We start from the raw sequence: 17,783 nt of genomic DNA, 5'->3' as shown, positions 1-17,783 counted from the left end.
GGACGCCGGACGGTCCGTCCGCCACCCCGGAACGGCCCGCCCGGCCCGACCGGAACGGCCGGCCGCCGTGCCGGAACGGCGGCCGGCCACCCGTCCACCGCACCGGGCGGCCGCCTAGCGCACGCGGTCGTCGTCCAGCACGTCGGCGGCCTTGACCACGATCTTCGGGTCAGGGGTCCCGACGATCTCGTGGTCCTTGTTCTCGTACTCGAACAGGCTCAGCACGTGCCGCATGGCCTCGATCCTGGCCCGCTTCTTGTCGTTGCTCTTGACCACCGTCCACGGCGCCTCGTCCGTGTCGGTGTGCAGGAACATGTCCTCCTTGGCCTCGGTGTACTCGTCCCACTTGTCCAGCGACTCCAGGTCCATCGGCGAGAGCTTCCACTGCCGCACCGGGTCGACCTGGCGGATCAGGAAGCGGGTCCGCTGCTCCTTGCGCGACACCGAGAACCAGAACTTCACCAGGTGGACGCCGTCGCGGACCAGCATGCGCTCCAGCTCGGGGGTCTGCCGCATGAACTCGAGGTACTGCTCCGGGCTCGCGAAGCCCATCACCCGCTCCACCCCGGCGCGGTTGTACCAGGAGCGGTCGAAGAAGACCATCTCCCCCGCGGCAGGCAGGTGGGCGACGTAGCGCTGGAAGTACCACTGGGTGCTCTCGCGCTCGCTGGGCTTCTCCAGCGCGACCACGCGCGCGCCGCGCGGGTTGAGGTGCTCCATGAACCTCTTGATCGTGCCGCCCTTGCCCGCCGCGTCGCGTCCCTCGAACAGGATCACCAGCCGACCGCCGGTGTCCTTGATCCAGTACTGCAGCTTGAGCAGCTCGATCTGGAGCAGCCGTTTGACCCGGTCGTACTCGTCCCGGGTCATGCGCTCGTCGTAGGGGTAGTGCTCCCGCCAGGTGTCCACGGGACTGCCGTCCCGCCGCCTCAGCACGGGATCGTCGTCGTCATCGTCGTCGACCAGGAAGTCGTCCAGGTCGTCCATCAGATCACTTTCGGCCACGGCCGAGCGCACTCCCGGGGGCAGCAGGTTCGCGTCCATACCCGCCCTCTGCCACCAGAAGCACGCTTTAACCCTGAGATATGTCCCTTTTATGGGGATTTATTTCGCTGGCCGCCCGCCGTGCGACCGCCCGTTCACGACCGGGCGGCCGACACCCAGGACGCGTGCAGGTCGGCGTAGACCCCGGGCCGCGCCACCAGCTCGGCGTGCGGCCCGCGCTGGACGATCCGGCCCCGGTCGAAGACCAGCACCTCGTCGGCCGCCTCCGCGGTGGACAGCCGGTGCGCGATGGAGACCGCGGTACGGCCCCGCGTGACGCCCTCCAGCGCGCGTGCCAGCCGTACCTCCGTCGCCGGGTCCACCGCGGAGGTGGCCTCGTCCAGCAGGAGCAGGTCGGGGTCGGCGAGGTAGGCGCGGGCCAGCGCGACGAGCTGGCGCTCGCCCGCCGAGAGCGACTCACCGCGCTGGCCGACCGGGGTGTCCAAGCCCGCGGGCAGCCCTTCCAGCCAGTCGGCCAGGCCCAGCTCGGTCAGGGCCAGCCCGATCTCCTCGTCGGTCGCCGGCGGGCGGCCGAAGCGGATGTTGTCGGCCAGCGTGCCGTCGAACAGGAAGCCGTCCTGCGGGACCATGACGATCCGCTCGCGCAGCGAGGAGAAGCGCACCCTCCGCAGGTCCTCGCCGTCCACGGTCACCCGTCCGGAGACGGGGTCCATCAGCCGGGTGAGCAGTTTGGCGAAGGTCGTCTTGCCGGAGCCGGTCTCCCCCACCACCGCGATCCGCGAGCGCGGCGGGATGTCGACCGATACGTCGCTCAGCACCGCGGGCCCGCCGGGGTAGGCGAAGCCGACCTCCTGGAAGGAGACGGAGATGGGCCCGCGCGGCAGGTCGACGCCGTCCTCTTCCGGGTCGGCGACGTCGGGCGGGGTGTCGAGCACGCCCAGGATCCGCCGCCAGCCGGCGATCGCGTTCTGCGCCTCGTTGAGCACCTCGGTCGCGATCTGCAGCGGGGAGATGAACAGCGTGATCAGGAAGAGGAAGGCGACCAGCCGCCCCTCGGAGATGTCGCCGTCCACGCCGAGCCGCACGCCGAGCAGCACCACTCCGGCCACCGCCACCGCGGCCACGATCTCGGTCAGCGGGAAGACGGTCGCGACGATCTTCTGGGTGCGGGCCTGGGCGGTCTTGTTGGCCTCGATCGCGGTGTCCAGCCGCTCGGACGTGCGGGCCTCGGCGCCGTAGGCGCGGATCACCGCCGCGCCGACGACCGACTCGCCGACCGCGGAGAGCATGTCGCCGGTCCGCTCGCGGACGCGGGTGTAGGCGGCCGACAGCCACCGCTGGAAGCGCGGCATCGCGGCCATGAGCGGCAGGAAGCAGAGCCAGACCAGCAGCCCGAGCTGCCAGGAGTAGACGAACATCAGCACGCTGGCCACGAGCAGCTGGCCCAGCGCGACGATGATCATCAGACCGCCCCACTGCATGAAGGCGCTGATCTGGTCGACGTCCCCGGTGACCCGCGAGACCAGCGCGCCGCGCCGCTCGGAGTTCTGGGTGAGCACCGACAGGTCGTGCACGTGCCGGAAGCCGCGCACCCGGAGCGTGGCCAGCGAGGACTCGGTCGCCTTGTAGAGGCGGACGTTCATGAGGTAACCGCAGAACGCGGTGAGCAGCACCGCCGCGGCGCAGACCGCCACGACGGCGCGGATGTACGCCACGTCGGGCACGGGGCCCTCCAGGCCCCTGTCCATGGTCTGCTGCACGGCGATCGGCACGATCACCTTGCCGACCGTGGCGAGCACCGCGAGCGCGAACGTGCCGGCCAGTCCCTTGCGGATCTCGGGGGTGAGGGACAGCCCGTGCCGCACGGTCGCGATCGCGGACCGCTCGACGCCCCGCAGGCCCTGGGTCCCGGGGGTCTCCTGGAGTGTCGTCACGCGCTGATCTCCTCGTCGGTGCTGATCTCGCCGGCGCCGAGGTCCCCGCCGGACCTCCCGGCGGCCTCCCCACCGGGAGGTCCGGCGGTCTCCTCGTCGGCGCCGAGCGCCTCCCGCTCGGCCTCCTCGCGCTCGTAGGCGGTGACCAGATTGCGGTATCCCGCGCAGCGGGCCAGCAGCTCGTCGTGCGGTCCGCGGTCGACGACGCGGCCGTGCTCGAGGTAGACGACCTCGTCGGCCAGGGCGATGGTGGCCATCCGGTAGGCCACGACCACCACGGTCGAGGCCGCCGGCGTGGCGGCGGCGTCCCGCAGGCCGTACAGGATCTTCGCCTCCACCTGGGGGTCGACACTGGAGGTCGCGTCGTCCAGGACGAGCAGCCTCGGGCGGCGGACCAGCGCGCGGGCCAGCGCCAGGCGCTGGCGCTGGCCGCCCGACAGGGTGGTGCCGCGCTCTCCGACCTTGGTGTCGAGCCCGGCCGGCAGGGCGCTGACGAAGCCCTCGGCCTGGGCCAGGCGCAGCGCCGCCCAGACCTCCTGGTCGTCGACCGGCAGCCCCAGGGTGATGTTGCCGCGGACCGTGTCGTCGAACAGGAACGTCTGCTGCGGCACCAGCGCCACCACGTCGCTGACCGCGCCGCGCGCCGCCTCGCGCAGGTCCGTGCCGTCGACGAGCACGGCCCCCTCCGCCGGGTCGACGAGCCGGACGAAGGTCTGCACGAGCGTGGACTTGCCGGAGCCGGTGGGCCCGACCAGTGCGGTCGTACGGCCCGGCTCGACCTCGAAGTCCACCCCCGACAGGACCGGGGCGTCCCCGTAGGCGTAGCCGAGGCCGCGCACCTCCAGCCGGGCCGGGGCGTCCCCGGCCAGGGCGGCGGTGCCGTACTCCATGGAACCGGTGGCCGACAGCACCTCCTGGACCCGCTCGTAGCCGACGACGGCGCGGGGCAGCTCGGCGAGCACCCAGCCGAGGGCGCGGATCGGGAAGGCCAGCAGGGTGAACAGGTAAGCGACCTGGACCAGGGTCCCGGCGGTGATCGCGCCGCCCTCCAGCCGGGCCGCGCCGACCAGCAGCACGGCCAGCACGCCGAGGGTGGGCAGGGCCTCCAGCATCGGGTCGAACAGCCCCCGCACGCGCCCCACCGCGATGTTGGCGTCGCGCAGCCGCTCGGCCCTGGCCCGGAACCTGGCGGTCTCGGCGTCCTCCCGACCGAGGGTCTTGACGACCAGCGCCCCGTCGAAGCTCTCGTGCGCGATCTCGCTGACCTCGGCGCGCAGCTGCTGGGCGCGGGTGGCCAGCGGGCTGAGCCTGCGCTGGTAGACCAGGTTGAGCAGGGCGATGGCCGGGAAGACCAGGAAGCCGACGAGGGCGAGCGGCAGGTCGGTCAGGACGAGCGCGACCGCGGCGGTGACCAGCATGACGACCACGCCGACGGCCATCGGCAGCGGGGCCAGCGGCGCCCAGGCGGCCTCGGCGTCGGCACTGGCGTTGGAGAGCAGCTGGCCGGTCGGGTGCCGGTGGTGCCAGGCCAGCGGGAGCCTGAGGTACTGGCGGGTGACGTCCCGCCGGGAGCGGGCCTGCATGCGGTACTGCATGACGCCGGCGAAGAACCGGCGGCCGGCCACGCCCAGCGCCTTGAGCAGCGCGGTGCCGACGATGAGGAGCACGCCCGCCACGAGCGCGCCGGTGCCGACCTCGCCCTGGCGGAACGCGGGCAGCACGACGTTCTCGGTGGCCCAGCCCAGTGCCCACGCCGACGCGACCGTCATCGCGCCGTAGACGGAACTGGCCAGCACCGCGGCGGTGAAGACCGCCTTCTCCGCCCGGATGGCCACCCCCAGAACGCGGAGCCCTTTGCGCATGACGGCGGACGTCACCTTGCTCGCCACTCGGAGGGTGTCCTTTCGCCGGAGATGTCGTTACCTATGTGACTATCACGCCGGACCGACACGTTATTCCCGCCGCGGCCGCCCTTCCATGATCGGCGGGCCGGCTCCTCGCCCGTTGCTCGCGCAACGGCCTTGTTAGGATCACACCATGAACCACGCCCGTGCCGAACGCGCTGAGCTCAGCGACCTGCTCGTCCGGCTCGGCCCGGACGCCCCCACGCTCTGCGAGGGCTGGACCGCCTTCGACCTCGCCGCCCACCTCGTGCTGCGGGAGCGCCGCCTCGACGCCGCCCCCGGCATCGCCCTGGCCCCGCTGGCGGGATACACCGCCCGGGTGCAGGAGTCGCTCAAGGCCGATCGCGGCTTCGGCGGGCTGGTCGAGCTCGTCCGCTCCGGGCCCGGCGGCGTCTACGGGCTGGTTCCCGGCCTGGACTCCGCCGTGAACACCATGGAGATGTTCGTCCACCACGAGGACCTGCGCCGGGCGCAGCGCGTGTGGGAGCCCCGCGAGCTCCCCGCCGACCTGGAGGAGCTGTTCTGGAAGCGGGTCCGGGCCGGCCGGGGGCTGTTCCTGCGCAGGGCCCCGGTCGGCGTCGTCCTGCACCGGATCGGCGGCGGCGTCGCCCTCGGCGGCGCCAAGGAGGGTCCGAAGGTCGAGGTGACCGGCCCGGCGAGCGAGCTGCTGCTGTTCTGCTTCGGCAGGCAGGCCCACGCCAGGGTGAGCCTCAACGGCGACGAGGGCTCCGTGGCCCGCCTGATGGACGCCTCCCTGGGCGTCTGAACGGCCTCCCCGCGGCGGGGGACCCGGATCCGCCGGGCCGCCTCCCCGGACCCCGCGGCCGAGGCCCCGGAATCACCGGGCGCCGGGCCCGGAGCCGACGGGCGAGGACCCGGAGCCCGCTCCTGCCGTGACCCGCGGGCCCGGCGCCGTTCCGGGCCGCCGGCCCGCTGTCCGGAACCGGACGGCCGGCCCCGTTCCTGCGGCCCGAGCCGGGGATCCGTCCGCTGGTCACGGCACCGGCCCCGGCTTCGCGCTCCCGCCGCCGCCGCTCGCCCTTCCGCCATACCTTGCACTCCGGGTTGGACAACGGCGGCGCTCCCTGCGCACCATGACGGGGAGGGGACCGACCATGCCAATCCTGCGATCCGGCCATGGCTCGCCCCGGCGCGCCAGGTATGATCATCAAGATCCGGGAGCCACCCGGGCCGAAGATGCCAGAGATCCTTAAAATCAGGGTATATACGGCTGGGAATGGAACTGCAGGAGGCCCCCATGCAGGTCAAGAAGATCGCCACCTACGCAGCGGTGGCGTTCGTGGCCTTTTATCTGTTCAGCCGACCCGCCGAGGCCGCCGCAGCGGTCAGCGGGGTCTTCGACGGCATCATCGAGGGGGCCGACCGGTTGGCCCTGTTCTTCACTAACGTACTGAGCTGACCGCCGGCGAAGGTCCGCTTCGCCCCGATCCTTTTCGCTCCTCCCCGCGCTCCCGAACGGTTCCATCCGGGAGCGCGGCACCCCGAACCCCGTGACGTCAGTCGCCGTCCCCGTCGTTGTCCGTCTCGCCGTCGTTCTCGACGCCGGGCGCCGAGGTCTCGACCACGTCGGGGCTGTCACCGTCGTCATCACCACCGCCGCCGCAACCACCGAGCAATCCGGTGAGGGCGGCCATCGCCAGTGCGGCCGCCGCCGTCCGCCGGGCAGATGTTCCGAGCATTCCCGACCTCCTGGTCATCTCACTCTCCGTCGTCTCACGCGGCGCACCGCCGCGCCGTGCGTGAACCTCTCCCCGTGCCGCCGACGATCAAACACCGCCCCCGCCGCGGCCCTGCGCTCCTGCGGCGGCCATCGGCAGCGCGACCCTGCCGACCGGATGCCGACCGGATGCCGACCGGATGCCGACCGGATGCCGACCGGATGCCGAACGGATGCCGAACGGATGCGGACCGGATGCCGAACGGCCGGACGGCCCGGCTCACCCGGCCGTCTCGTCGGGGACGTCGGCGGCGGGCAGCGTGAAGTGGAACCGCGACCCCCCGCCCGGTTCGTCCTGCACCCCTATCGTGCCGCCGTGCCGCTCGACGATGCGCTTGCAGATGGCCAGGCCGAGCCCGCTGCCGCTGTAGGAGCGGCCCTCGTGGGCCCGGCGGAAGCTCTGGAAGATCGCCTCGTGCTGTCCCGGCGGGATCCCGATGCCCCGGTCGGCGATCTCGACGCGGACCCAGCCCGGCCGCTCGGTCGCGGAGGTGACGGTGATCTCCGGCCGCTCGCCCGGGGCGGTGTACTTCACCGCGTTGCCGATCAGGTTGTCCAGCAGCTGGCGCAGCAGCACCCGGTCGGCCCGGACCGCGGCCAGCTCTCCGATGTGGAACACCGGGGCCCGCCCGCGGGCCGCCGCCTCCGGGAGGTCGCCGCGGGCCGCGGTGACCTCCCGCACGGCGCGCCCGAGGTCGATCGGGACGGGGGTGATGGGCGCGTCCCGCGCGGCGGTGTGCGCCAGCAGGTCCTGGATCAGCTCCCGCATCCGCGCCGAAGCCTGCCGGATGCGGGCGACGCCGTCACCGGCCCCGTCCGGCGCGGCGCCTCCGGGGGCCGCCTCGGCGGCGTCGGCCAGGATCTCCGCCCAGCCGTCGATGGTGCCCAGCGGGTTGAGCAGATCGTGGGCCACCACCCCGGCGAACGCCGCCAGCTCGTCGCGGTGCCGCCGCTCGTCGGTGACGTCGTGGAAGACCACGACCGCCCGCGGCGGATCGGAGGGCAGCCGGGTGGCGCTGACGTTGAGCATGCGGTTCCCGGCCGTGCCCGGGAGGCGGAGCAGCACGTCCATGCCGCGGACCTCGTGCCCTGCCAGGGCCAGCATGTACGGCAGCTGCCGCCTGCCGACGGGCGTGCCGTCGGGATGCAGCAGATCATAGGCGTCGGCGACGGTCAAGGGGCCGGCGGCGCCCAGCAGCCACCGGGCGGCCGGGTTGCTCATGACGAACCGCCCGGCCTCGTCGACGACCGCCAGTCCGTCGTGCATCGACTCGACGATCGCCGAGAGCATCCCGGCCTGGGCGATCACCTCTTTCTCAGCCGCGGCCCGCTGCCGTTCCAGCTCGTCGCGTTCGTCCCGGCCGAGTGCCAGCGCCAGGCCGACCACGGTGATCACCCCGACGAAGACCTGCGCCACCAGCACCCGGGCCACCAGCGAGGCGGCCGTGGTGAACGGACCGCTGCCGTACACGGTGAAGACGATCGCCACCGTGCCGGTGACCAGGCTGTGCAGGGCCACGAGAGCGGTACTGAAGCGCACGGCGGCCCAGACCGTCACCGCGATCAGCAGGAACGCCAGCGGCAGATCGTGGCTGACACCGAACGTCACGAGGTAGGCCGCCGCCGATGCCGCCGGCAGGGCGCAGCACTCGGCGATCCGCCGGCCGCCGGCCCGGCCCGCCGCCTCCCGCACCGCCCGCCACGGTGCGGTCCGCCGCCGGGTGCGGGCCCGCCGGTCGAGCAGCCTCCCCAGGCACAGGCCCAGCGCGGGGATCGCCGTCATGCTCACGACGTTGCGCGCCCACCACGCCACGGCGCCCGGGACCGACCACCGGCCGGTGAGCACCCCCAGGACGGTGGGGACCACCAGCGCGCCGATCGCCGCCCCGGCGGCCGCGGCCGCCAGCAGGCCCCACAGATGCCGCACCCGCTCGAAACCTCCCCACGGGCGGGAGGTCCGCAGATCGGGGCAGACCGAGATGATCACCTTCAGGAACACCAGGATCTGCGCCAGGTTCACCGCGGTGAAGAAGACGGCGGACGGGAGGGCCGCGCCGGTCAGCAGGTTGACGACGAGGAAGATCGTCACCATGGTCAGCGCGTCCAGCCACCGGGACCGCTCGTGCCGCTGCACCAGCAGCCACAGCGCCCCCACCCCGGCCGCCGGCCACACCAGGCCGAAGACCTCCCCGCCGGCCAGCTCCAGCCGCCCGGCCAGCATCGCGACCACGTGCAGCACGGCGAACCCGGCGGTACGGCGCAGCGCCGCGCCCCTACCGGACATCAGCGGACCGCCCGCGGTGCGGGCTCCTCACGACCGGCCCTCACGACCGGTGCCACCGCACCGGCCGCCACACCGTCAACGTCGTCACAGACGTCTCATCCCCGCCGAGGCGGGGTGCTATCCGACTCGATGTCCGATATCCGCCGAGGCCGACCCGGTGGTCCCGTCAGCGGACGGGGTGGCCCGCGGTGCGGAGGGCGTCCTTCACGTCGGCGATCTTGAGCTGGCCGAAGTGGAACACCGACGCCGCCAGGACCGCGTCCGCCCCCGCCTCCACCGCCGGGGCGAAGTGCTCCACGGTCCCGGCCCCGCCGCTGGCGATGACCGGGACGGAGACCGCCGCCCGCACGGCCCGGATCATCTCCAGGTCGTAGCCGTCACGGGTGCCGTCGCCGTCCATGGAGTTGAGCAGGATCTCCCCCACGCCCAGTTCCTCGCCCCGCCGCGCCCACTCGACCGCGTCGATGCCGGTGCCCCGGCGGCCGCCGTGCGTGGTCACCTCGAACCCGGACGGGGTGGGCGGGCCGTCGACGACCCGGCGCGCGTCCACCGAGAGCACGACGCACTGCGCGCCGTACCGCCGCGAGGCCTCGGTCAGCAGCTCCGGCCGGGCGATGGCGGCGGTGTTCAGCGAGACCTTGTCCGCCCCGGCGCGCAGCAGCCGGTCGACGTCCTCGACCGCGCGCACCCCTCCGCCGACGGTCAGCGGGATGAACACCTGCTCCGCCGTACGGCGCACCACGTCATACATCGTGGACCGGTCGGAGCTGGACGCGGTGATGTCCAGGAACGTCAGCTCGTCGGCTCCCTCGGCGTCGTAGCGCCGGGCCAGCTCGACCGGGTCGCCGGCGTCGCGCAGGTTCTCGAAGTTGACGCCCTTGACCACCCGCCCGGCGTCCACGTCCAGGCAGGGGATCACTCGCACCGCGACGCTCACGCGCGGGCTCCTTTCGCTAGAGGGGTCCCAGGAGAGACCGGAGGCCCCGAGGGTCCGGGCCGCAGAGGGCCCGGAGGTCCGGGGTCCGGAGGCATCAGGAGACCGCGGCCAGGGCTTCCTCGAGGGTGAACGCCCCGGCGTACAGGGCCTTGCCGACGATCGCGCCCTCCACCCCCGCCGGGACCAGCGACGCCAGGGCGCGCAGGTCGTCGAGGGAGGAGACGCCGCCGCTGGCGACGACCGGCTTGGCGGTGCGGGAGCAGACCTCGCGCAGCAGGTCGAGGTTGGGGCCGGTCAGGGTGCCGTCCTTGGTGACGTCGGTGACGACGTAGCGGGAGCAGCCGTCGGCCTCCAGCCGCTCCAGCACCTCCCACAGGTCGCCGCCCTCCTTGGTCCAGCCGCGGCCGGCCAGGGTGGTGCCGCGCACGTCCAGGCCGATCGCGACGCGGTCGCCGTACTCAGCGATGATCTTCGAGCACCAGGCGGGGTTCTCCAGGGCCGCGGTGCCGATGTTGACGCGGCGGCAGCCGGTGGCCAGGGCGAGCTCCAGCGAGGCGTCGTCGCGGATGCCGCCGGACATCTCGACCTTGACGTCGACCGCCTTGACCACCGAGGCGAGCAGCTCCCGGTTGGAGCCCCGGCCGAAGGCCGCGTCGAGGTCGACCAGGTGGATCCACTCTGCCCCGGCCTCCTGCCAGGCGAGCGCGGCCGAGAGCGGGTCACCGTAGGACGTCTCGGTTCCGGCCTCGCCCTGGACCAGGCGGACCGCCCGGCCGTCGGCGACGTCCACGGCGGGCAGCAGCTCTAGCGACATCTTGTTCAGGACCTCCGGTCGAATACGACGGTGACGAGCACCGGGACGAGCAACAGGGACAGCAGGAGCGCACCGAGCCTCGCGGCCCACGAGGACCAGAGCAGCCATGCGATCACCTGGACGATGAGGAACAGCACCGCCACCACGCCGTTCTGGGTGCGGCGGCGGCGGGCGATGATGCCGCGCTGCCCGGCGATCCGCACGGGCCGGCGCGGCAGCAGCGCGGCGGCGGGGGCCGTCACCCGCTCCAGCAGCCGCCGCCGGCGGGCGAGCCGGGCCTGCCGCTCGGCGCGCAGCGCGGCCTGCCGGGCCTGCTCGGCCTCGCGTTCGGCGCGGCGCCGGGCCCGCTCCTTGCTCACCGGCGCCCCGCCGGGCGCTCACGAACGCCCCGCCGGGCATCACGGGCACCTCGCCGGACGCTCGCGGGCACCCCGCCGGACGCCTGCGGAACGCCCCGCCCGGCGCGCCGCGGAACATCCCGGGGAACGCCCCGCACGGAGCCGGGCGGGGCGTTCACCCGAGCGTTCCGAGCCAGTTGGCCAGCAGGCGGGCCCCGGCGTCGCCCGACTTCTCGGGATGGAACTGGGTGGCCGTGAGCGGCCCGTTCTCCACCGCCGCGACGAACGGCACGCCGTGCTCGGCCCAGGTCACCAGCGGGTCGGTGAACCCGGGCCCGGCCTGCAGCTCCCAGGAGCGCACCCCGTAGGAGTGCACGAAGTAGAACCGCTCGTCGGCGTCGATCCCGTCGAACAGCACCGTGCCCTCGGGGGCCTTGACGGTGTTCCACCCCATGTGCGGCAGGACCGGGGCGTCGAGACGCTCGACCGTGCCGGGCCACTCGCCGCAGCCGGAGGTCGTCACCCCGTGCTCCACCCCCGTCTCGAACAGGATCTGCATGCCGACGCAGATGCCGAGCACCGGCCGGCCGGCCGACAGGCGGCGGGCGACGATCCGGTCGCCGACCACCGACTTCAGCCCGGCCATGCAGGCGGCGAACGCGCCGACGCCGGGGACGACGAGGCCGTCGGCCTCCATCGCCGCCTGGTAGTCGGAGGTCACCGTGACGTCCGCGCCGACCCGGGCCAGGGCGCGCTCCGCGGAGCGCAGGTTGCCCGAGCCGTAGTCGAGGACCGTGACGTTCTTGCCCATCAGAGCTTCACCACCAGAGCACCGCCGCTGTGGTCGCCAGGGCAGCGAGGGCGGCCAGCAGGAGGGCGCCCTTCTTCAGTCCCTGTTTGAGGAAGGAGACGATGCCGCCCACCAGGAAGAGGGCGACGAAGGCCATCGCAACGGCCGTCCAGTTATCGGTCATCGCCCCTCACAGGACGCCCTTGGTGCTGGGCACCCCGGTGGAGCGGGGGTCCGGCTCGGAGGCCTCGCGTAGCGCTCGCGCGAGCGCCTTGAACTGGGCCTCCACGATGTGGTGGGCGTTGCGGCCGTACGGCACGTGCACGTGCAGGCAGATCGCGGCGTGCGCGACGAACGACTCCAGGATGTGCCGGGTAAGCGTCGTGTCGTAGTCGGGGCCGATCATGGGGGCCATGTTCTCCGGCTCGCTGTGCACGAGGTACGGCCGGCCGGACAGGTCCACGGTCACCTGGGCGAGGGACTCGTCCAGCGGGCAGGACGCGCTGCCGAACCTCCGGATGCCCGACTTGTCGCCCAGCGCCTCGCGGAACGCCACGCCCAGCGCGATCGCGGTGTCCTCGATCGTGTGGTGCGAGTCGATGTGCAGGTCGCCCTCGGTCTTCACGGTGAGGTCGAACAGGCCGTGCTTGCCGAGCTGGTTCAGCATGTGGTCGTAGAACCCCACGCCGGTGGAGACGTCGACGATCCCGGTGCCGTCGAGGTTCACCTCGACCAGCACCGAGGTCTCCTTGGTGGAGCGCTCGACGCGACCGCGGCGCTGCCCGCGCTCGCCTCCGGCGGGACCGCCGGGTCGGTCTTCGGTGAGACTCATCGCAGAATTCCTTCCAGGGCGGCGCGGAACGCCGCCATCTCCTCAGCCGTTCCGATGGACACCCTCAGCCACCCGGGCGGGCCGACCTCGCGGATCAGCACCCCCCGCTCCAGCAGGCCCTCCCAGACCGCGCGGCGGTCGTCGAAGACGCCGAAGAGCACGAAGTTGGCGTCCGAGTCGGCCACCTTCAGCCCGTGCCCGCGCAGCCACTCCACGGTCGCGTCCCGCTCGGCGCGCAGCGTGTCGACGGTGCCGAGCAGCTCGGCCCGGTGCGCGAGCGCGACGCGCGCCGCCGCCTGGGTGAGCGTGGACAGGTGGTACGGCAGGCGCACCAGCAGCAGCGCCTCGATCACCGCCGGATGGGCGGCGAGGTAGCCGAGCCGGGTGCCCGCCATGGCGAAGGCCTTGGACATGGTCCGGGTGACGATCAGCCGCGGGTTGTCCGGCAGCAGGGTCAGCGCGGACGGCGTGCCGGTGCGGGCGAACTCGAAGTAGGCCTCGTCCACCACGACCATGCCGGGCGCCGCCTCGACGATCCGGGCGATCACCGCCGGGTCGAGGGCGGTGCCGGTGGGGTTGTTGGGCGAGGTCAGGAAGACGACGTCGGGCCGGTGCTCCTCGATCGCCGCGACGGCCTTGCCCGGGTCGATCCCGAAGTCGTCCTCGCGCGCCCCGGGGATCCACTCGGTCGAGGCGCCGGTGGTGATGATCGGGTGCATCGAGTAGGACGGCTCGAAGCCCAGCGCGCTGCGGCCGGGCCCGCCGAAGGCCTGCAGGATCTGCTGGAGCACCTCGTTGGAGCCGTTGGCGGCCCACACCCGGTCGGCGGTCAGGCCGTGGCCGAGGTAGGCGGCCAGGTCCTCGCGCAGGGCGACCGCGTCGCGGTCGGGGTAGCGGTTGAGGTCGGCCGCGCCGTGCCGTACGGCCTCGGCGAGGCCGGCGACCAGGGACGCGGAGGGCCCGTAGGGGTTCTCGTTGGTGTTCAGCCGGACCGGGACGTCGATCTGCGGGGCGCCGTACGGCGTGCGGCCCCGCAGGTCGTCGCGGACGGGCAGGTCGGCCAGCGTCACGCGGGGACCGCCGGATCCCGCGCCGGGAGCGTCGCCGGGCCCCGCGCCCGATGCGTCGCCGGGCCTCGTGCCGGGACCACCGGTCGGCGTGCCGGTCGCGTCGTCGGGCCTCATGCGGGGGTCTCCCAGTCGGTGAGCGCGGACAGCTCGCCCGGGGCGAAGCGGGCGCGGACGGCGGCGCCGTGCGCGGGCAGGTCCTCGGCGTCGGCGAGCACGGAGACGTGGGCGGCGGCCCCGGCCAGCGCCTCGCGGTCGTACTCGACCACGTGGATGCCGCGCAGGAAGGTCTGCACCGACAGCCCGGAGGAGTGGCAGGCGCAGCCCCCGGTGGGCAGCACGTGGTTGGAGCCGGCGAGGTAGTCGCCGAGCGAGACCGGCGCGTAGGGGCCGACGAAGATCGCCCCGGCGTTGCGGACCCGGGCGGCGAGCGCCGCGGCGTCGGCGGTGTGGATCTCCAGGTGCTCGGCGGCGTAGGCGTCCACGACGCGCAGGCCGGCCTCCAGGTCGTCGACGAGGAGGATGCCGGACTGGCGGCCGGACAGCGCCTCGGCGATGCGCGCCGAGTGCTTGGTCGCGGCGACCTGTCCGGGCAGCTCCTTCTCCACGGCGTCGGCGAGCTCGGGCGAGTCGGTGACCAGGACCGCCGCGGCGATCTGGTCGTGCTCGGCCTGGCTGATCAGGTCGGCGGCGACGTGCGCCGGGTCGGCGGTGGCGTCGGCGAGGATGGCGATCTCGGTGGGCCCGGCCTCGGAGTCGATGCCGATGCGGCCCTTGAGCAGCCGCTTGGCCGCGGCGACCCAGATGTTGCCGGGGCCGGTGACCAGGTTCACCGGGGCGCACTCCTCGGTGCCGTAGGCGAACATCGCCACGGCCTGGGCGCCGCCCACGGCGTAGACCTCGTCGACGCCGAGCAGCGCGCAGGCGGCCAGGATCGCCGGGTGCGGCAGCCCGCCGAACTCCTTCTGCGCGGGCGAGGTGACCGCCAGCGAGGCGACGCCGGCCTCCTGGGCGGGCACCACGTTCATCACGACGCTGGAGGGGTAGACCGCCTGGCCGCCGGGGACGTAGAGGCCCACGCGCTCGACGGGCACCCAGCGCTCGGTGACGGTGCCGCCGGGCACGACCCGGGTGGTGACGTCGGTGCGGCGCTGGTCGCGGTGGACCAGGCGGGCGCGGCGGATCGACTCCTCCAGGGCCGCGCGGACCCTGGGGTCGAGCCCGGCCAGCGCGCGGGAGATCGCCTCGGCGGGCACCCGGGTGGAGCCGAGCTCCACGCCGTCGAACCGGGCCGTCCACTCCCGTACCGCCGCGACCCCGCGATGATGCACGTCCTCGCAGATGGGCCGGACCTTCTCCAGGGCGGCTTCGACGTCGAGTTCGGCACGGGGCAGCACGTGGCGCAGGTCCTCGGGGAGGGCACCGCGCAGGTCGGTACGGGAAATCACCTGAACAGTCTACGGAGCCCCGGGACCCGCTCCCGTCCGCATTCCACCATGCGGACGACCTTTACGCTGTAGATTCCGCTGAGTCGCTACGCTTCCCGCCATGGGCAAGCCGAAGAACGCCAGAGGCCAGGGCACCCCGGCGACGGTGGCGCTGAGCCAGGCCGGAGTGGATTTCACCCTGCACCCCTACGAGCACGACGCGGGAGCGCAGGCCTACGGCGAGGAGGCCGCCGACGCGCTCGGCGTGCCGTACGGCCGCATCTTCAAGACGCTGGTGGCCGAGGTCGACGGCGGCCTGGCGGTCGCGGTGGTGCCGGTGGCGGGCAAACTGGACCTCAAGGCGCTGGCGGCGGCGCTGGGTGGCAAGCGCGCCGCGATGGCCGACGCGGCCAAGGTCGAGCGGGTCACCGGTTACGTGGTGGGCGGGATCAGCCCGCTGGGGCAGCGCAGGCGGCTGCCGACCGTGGTCGACGCCTCGGCGCTCGGGTTCGAGACGGTCTACTTCTCCGCCGGGCGGCGCGGGCTGCAGATCGAGACCTCCCCCGCCGAGCTGGTACGGCTGACGCAGGCGGTCACCGCCCCCATCGGCAGGAGCGGATGATGCACTACCTGACCGCCGTCGAGATGCTGGAGCTGCTGCGCGCCCGGCAGGTCAGCGCGGTGGAGCTGCTCGAGGCCCACCTGCGGCGGATCGAGGAGGTCAACCCGGCGGTCAACGCGATCGTCACGCTGGCGGCCGAGCGCGCCCGCACCGAGGCGGAGGCCGCCGACCGCGACCTGGCGCGCGGGGTCTGGCGCGGGTCGCTGCACGGGCTGCCGGTCGCGCACAAGGACCTGACCGACACCGCGGGGATCCGCACCACGTACGGCTCGCCGATCTTCGCGGGCCACGTGCCCGCGCACGACGCGCTGATCGTGCGGCGGATGCGCGAGGCCGGGGCGATCACGATCGGCAAGACCAACACCCCCGAGTTCGGCACCGGCTCGCACACGGTCAACGAGGTCTTCGGCGCCACCCGCAACCCCTACGACCTGTCGCGGTCGGCCGGCGGGAGCAGCGGCGGGGCCGCAGCCGCGCTGGCCTGCGGGATGGTCCCGCTGGCCGACGGCTCCGACATGGGCGGCTCGCTGCGCAACCCGGCCTCGTTCTGCAACGTGGTGGGGCTGCGGCCGACGCCGGGACGGGTGCCGTCGCCGTCCCCGACGGCCGCCTGGTTCACCCTGGGCGTGTCGGGGCCGATGGCCAGGACCGTCGCCGACCTGACGCTGCTGATGAGCGTGGTGGCCGGGTTCGACCCCGCCTCGCCCCTGTCGGTCGCCGAGAGCGGCGCGGTCTTCACCGAGCCGCTGGACCTGCTGGACCTGACCGGGCTGCGGGTGGCCTGGAGCCCGGACCTGGGCGGCCTTCCGGTGGACGCCGAGACGGCGCGGGTCACCGCGACGGCCCCGGCGGTGCTGGAGGGGCTGGGCGCGCGCGTCGAGCGGGTCGACCTCGACCTGTCCGGCGCCGAGGAGGCGTTCCGCACCTACCGCGCCTGGTACTACCTGCTCTCCTACGGCGACCTGCCGCCCGAGCGGCTGGGCGGCAACGTGCGCTGGAACGTCGAGCGGGGCCGCGAGGTGACCGGGGCGGACCTGGCCCGCGCCGAGCGGCTGCGCAGCCGCCTGTACCAGCGGATGAGCGCGTTCTTCGACGTCTACGACTTCCTGCTCGCGCCGGTCAGCCAGGTGCCCCCGTTCCCGGTGGACGCGCCGTACGTCACGGAGATCGGCGGCGAGCCGCTCCCCGACTACCTGGCGTGGATGCGCTCGGCCTACTGGGTCAGCGTGCTGCACGCCCCGGCCGCCTCGGTGCCGTGCGGGTTCACCTCCGGCGGGCTCCCGGTCGGCGTGCAGATCGTCGGGCGGCCCTTCGCCGACCTGCGGGTGCTCCGGCTGGCGCACGCCTTCGAGCAGGCCACCGGGCACGGGTCGCGCAGGCCGGACTGCCGCTGACGGCCGCTGGCGGCCGCCGCCGGGCGTCGGCGGCCGGCGGCGGGGCTCCTACCGCACCGGCCCGCCGCCGCTGATGTCGTAGGAGGAGATCGGCCCGTAGGGGTCCCGGCCGCCGAAGGGGCGGCGCAGCGGCGAGTCCCGGTAGCCCGCCAGGCCCTCCAGCGCGGCGAAGAGCCCGGCGGCCAGCATCGGCCAGGCCACCAGCACGCCCTGCGCGGTCAGCTCCAGCGGCCCGGCGACCGTCGGCAGGTTCCGCCCGGCGGCGGCCACGCTCACCGCGCCGAGGTTCACCGCCCCGCCGACCACCGTCGCGAGGTGTCCGGCCAGCAGCCCGCCCGCCGCCAGGCCGGTCACCACGGCCAGCGGGCGGCCCCGGCGCGAGAGGCTGTAGCCCGCGGCGCCGCAGGCCAGCCCGAACGCGCCGGTGACGACGGCGAACCAGCCGTCGGCCGCGATGAGCGCCTGGGTGGACGGGTCGGCCAGGACGGGGCCCCGCCCGGTCACGACGTACGGCGGGCGCGGGGCGAGGATCGACCACAGGATGCCGGCGACGACTCCCAGCGCCGCCAGGGCCAGCACGGTGACGGCGAAGTCGCGCGCGTGGCGCAATCCGCACCTCCCCCACTATGTGATGCTCTGCCCGATGTTACCGAGTCATCCAGAGTCATCCAGTTGTCTAGACCAAAGCACCGGTTCG

18 protein-coding genes are annotated in these 17,783 nt (G+C 73.8%); 4 read left to right on the top strand and 14 right to left on the bottom strand.

The features are described 5' to 3' along the window. Positions 1-114: 114 nt before the first annotated feature. The 3 genes from ppk2 to HS048_RS15280 form a co-directional block, all read right to left on the bottom strand. Positions 115-1,044, bottom strand: a complete 930-nt coding sequence (gene ppk2 / locus HS048_RS15290; protein WP_084007926.1) for a polyphosphate kinase 2 — start codon at positions 1,042-1,044, stop codon at positions 115-117. Between the two features lie 95 nt (positions 1,045-1,139). Continuing rightward, on the bottom strand, positions 1,140-2,939 hold the full coding sequence (locus tag HS048_RS15285; RefSeq protein ID WP_196467281.1) for an ABC transporter ATP-binding protein: 1,800 nt from the start codon (positions 2,937-2,939) through the stop codon (positions 1,140-1,142). Next, positions 2,936-4,801 carry an ABC transporter ATP-binding protein gene (locus tag HS048_RS15280; RefSeq protein ID WP_196467920.1) on the bottom strand — a complete coding sequence of 622 codons (1,866 nt, stop codon included), beginning with the start codon at positions 4,799-4,801 and terminating at the stop codon, positions 2,936-2,938. The genes HS048_RS15285 and HS048_RS15280 overlap by 4 nt, the downstream gene beginning before the upstream one ends. A gap of 175 nt (positions 4,802-4,976) precedes the next feature. Between HS048_RS15280 and HS048_RS15275 the strand changes: the two genes are divergently transcribed. Further along, positions 4,977-5,609: a TIGR03085 family metal-binding protein gene (locus HS048_RS15275; protein WP_068894120.1), complete on the top strand. Its 633-nt coding sequence runs from the start codon at positions 4,977-4,979 to the stop codon at positions 5,607-5,609. A 471-nt stretch (positions 5,610-6,080) separates the two neighbouring features. After that, a complete protein-coding gene (locus HS048_RS15270) occupies positions 6,081-6,263 on the top strand; it encodes a hypothetical protein (protein ID WP_153054047.1) in 183 nt (60 codons plus the stop codon). Positions 6,264-6,360: 97 nt separating this feature from the next. On the opposite strand, the gene HS048_RS15265 is transcribed toward HS048_RS15270, so the two are convergent. From HS048_RS15265 to hisD, 10 genes are all read right to left on the bottom strand, one after another. Continuing rightward, positions 6,361-6,543, bottom strand: a complete 183-nt coding sequence (locus HS048_RS15265) for a hypothetical protein (RefSeq protein WP_068894121.1) — start codon at positions 6,541-6,543, stop codon at positions 6,361-6,363. A gap of 258 nt (positions 6,544-6,801) precedes the next feature. Continuing rightward, on the bottom strand, positions 6,802-8,865 hold the full coding sequence (locus tag HS048_RS15260; RefSeq protein WP_196467280.1) for an ATP-binding protein: 2,064 nt from the start codon (positions 8,863-8,865) through the stop codon (positions 6,802-6,804). 166 nt (positions 8,866-9,031) lie between these two features. After that, entirely contained in the window at positions 9,032-9,802 is a 771-nt protein-coding gene (gene hisF / locus HS048_RS15255) for an imidazole glycerol phosphate synthase subunit HisF (protein ID WP_068894123.1), read from the bottom strand. A 94-nt stretch (positions 9,803-9,896) separates the two neighbouring features. Beyond that, entirely contained in the window at positions 9,897-10,616 is a 720-nt protein-coding gene (gene priA, locus HS048_RS15250) for a bifunctional 1-(5-phosphoribosyl)-5-((5-phosphoribosylamino)methylideneamino)imidazole-4-carboxamide isomerase/phosphoribosylanthranilate isomerase PriA (RefSeq protein ID WP_068894124.1), read from the bottom strand. 5 nt (positions 10,617-10,621) lie between these two features. Then, positions 10,622-10,975 (bottom strand): hypothetical protein, encoded by a 354-nt coding sequence (locus HS048_RS15245; RefSeq protein WP_068894125.1) that lies wholly within the window; start codon positions 10,973-10,975, stop codon positions 10,622-10,624. A gap of 154 nt (positions 10,976-11,129) precedes the next feature. Next, entirely contained in the window at positions 11,130-11,765 is a 636-nt protein-coding gene (gene hisH / locus HS048_RS15240; RefSeq protein WP_196467279.1) for an imidazole glycerol phosphate synthase subunit HisH, read from the bottom strand. A 7-nt stretch (positions 11,766-11,772) separates the two neighbouring features. Next, complete coding sequence (locus tag HS048_RS15235; protein WP_189236620.1) at positions 11,773-11,928, bottom strand: hypothetical protein; 156 nt, start codon at positions 11,926-11,928, stop codon at positions 11,773-11,775. A 6-nt stretch (positions 11,929-11,934) separates the two neighbouring features. After that, entirely contained in the window at positions 11,935-12,576 is a 642-nt protein-coding gene (gene hisB / locus HS048_RS15230) for an imidazoleglycerol-phosphate dehydratase HisB (protein WP_068894127.1), read from the bottom strand. Then, complete coding sequence (locus HS048_RS15225; RefSeq protein ID WP_068894442.1) at positions 12,573-13,646, bottom strand: histidinol-phosphate transaminase; 1,074 nt, start codon at positions 13,644-13,646, stop codon at positions 12,573-12,575. Before HS048_RS15225 ends, hisB begins: the two co-directional genes overlap by 4 nt. Before the next feature lie 110 nt (positions 13,647-13,756). Beyond that, positions 13,757-15,091, bottom strand: a complete 1,335-nt coding sequence (gene hisD, locus HS048_RS15220; protein WP_196467278.1) for a histidinol dehydrogenase — start codon at positions 15,089-15,091, stop codon at positions 13,757-13,759. Positions 15,092-15,191: 100 nt separating this feature from the next. On the opposite strand from hisD, the gene ybaK reads away from it, so the two are divergent. Then, positions 15,192-15,692: a Cys-tRNA(Pro) deacylase gene (gene ybaK / locus HS048_RS15215; protein WP_068894129.1), complete on the top strand. Its 501-nt coding sequence runs from the start codon at positions 15,192-15,194 to the stop codon at positions 15,690-15,692. Further along, complete coding sequence (locus HS048_RS15210; protein ID WP_196467919.1) at positions 15,692-17,086, top strand: amidase; 1,395 nt, start codon at positions 15,692-15,694, stop codon at positions 17,084-17,086. Before ybaK ends, HS048_RS15210 begins: the two co-directional genes overlap by 1 nt. 48 nt (positions 17,087-17,134) lie before the next feature. Here the strand turns inward: HS048_RS15210 and HS048_RS15205 are convergent, their stop codons facing one another. Continuing rightward, entirely contained in the window at positions 17,135-17,695 is a 561-nt protein-coding gene (locus HS048_RS15205; RefSeq protein ID WP_196467277.1) for a hypothetical protein, read from the bottom strand. Between the last annotated feature and the right edge of the window lie 88 nt (positions 17,696-17,783).

This window comes from Planomonospora sp. ID91781 (assembly GCF_015711595.1).
GTDB lineage: Bacteria > Actinomycetota > Actinomycetes > Streptosporangiales > Streptosporangiaceae > Planomonospora > Planomonospora parontospora.
Note: the sequence above shows the minus strand (reverse complement) of the source record. Positions and strands in the feature narration are given on the sequence as shown.

Coding starts and splice junctions, on each gene's coding strand:
- HS048_RS15275 (WP_068894120.1), top strand. CDS start 4,977: ATGAACCACGCCCGTGCCGAACGCGCTGAGCTCAGCGACCTGCTCGTC.
- ppk2 (WP_084007926.1), bottom strand. CDS start 1,044: ATGGACGCGAACCTGCTGCCCCCGGGAGTGCGCTCGGCCGTGGCCGAA.
- HS048_RS15265 (WP_068894121.1), bottom strand. CDS start 6,543: ATGCTCGGAACATCTGCCCGGCGGACGGCGGCGGCCGCACTGGCGATG.
- HS048_RS15235 (WP_189236620.1), bottom strand. CDS start 11,928: ATGACCGATAACTGGACGGCCGTTGCGATGGCCTTCGTCGCCCTCTTC.
- ybaK (WP_068894129.1), top strand. CDS start 15,192: ATGGGCAAGCCGAAGAACGCCAGAGGCCAGGGCACCCCGGCGACGGTG.
- HS048_RS15280 (WP_196467920.1), bottom strand. CDS start 4,801: ATGCGCAAAGGGCTCCGCGTTCTGGGGGTGGCCATCCGGGCGGAGAAG.
- HS048_RS15210 (WP_196467919.1), top strand. CDS start 15,692: ATGCACTACCTGACCGCCGTCGAGATGCTGGAGCTGCTGCGCGCCCGG.
- HS048_RS15260 (WP_196467280.1), bottom strand. CDS start 8,865: ATGTCCGGTAGGGGCGCGGCGCTGCGCCGTACCGCCGGGTTCGCCGTG.
- priA (WP_068894124.1), bottom strand. CDS start 10,616: ATGTCGCTAGAGCTGCTGCCCGCCGTGGACGTCGCCGACGGCCGGGCG.
- hisH (WP_196467279.1), bottom strand. CDS start 11,765: ATGGGCAAGAACGTCACGGTCCTCGACTACGGCTCGGGCAACCTGCGC.
- HS048_RS15270 (WP_153054047.1), top strand. CDS start 6,081: ATGGAACTGCAGGAGGCCCCCATGCAGGTCAAGAAGATCGCCACCTAC.
- hisB (WP_068894127.1), bottom strand. CDS start 12,576: ATGAGTCTCACCGAAGACCGACCCGGCGGTCCCGCCGGAGGCGAGCGC.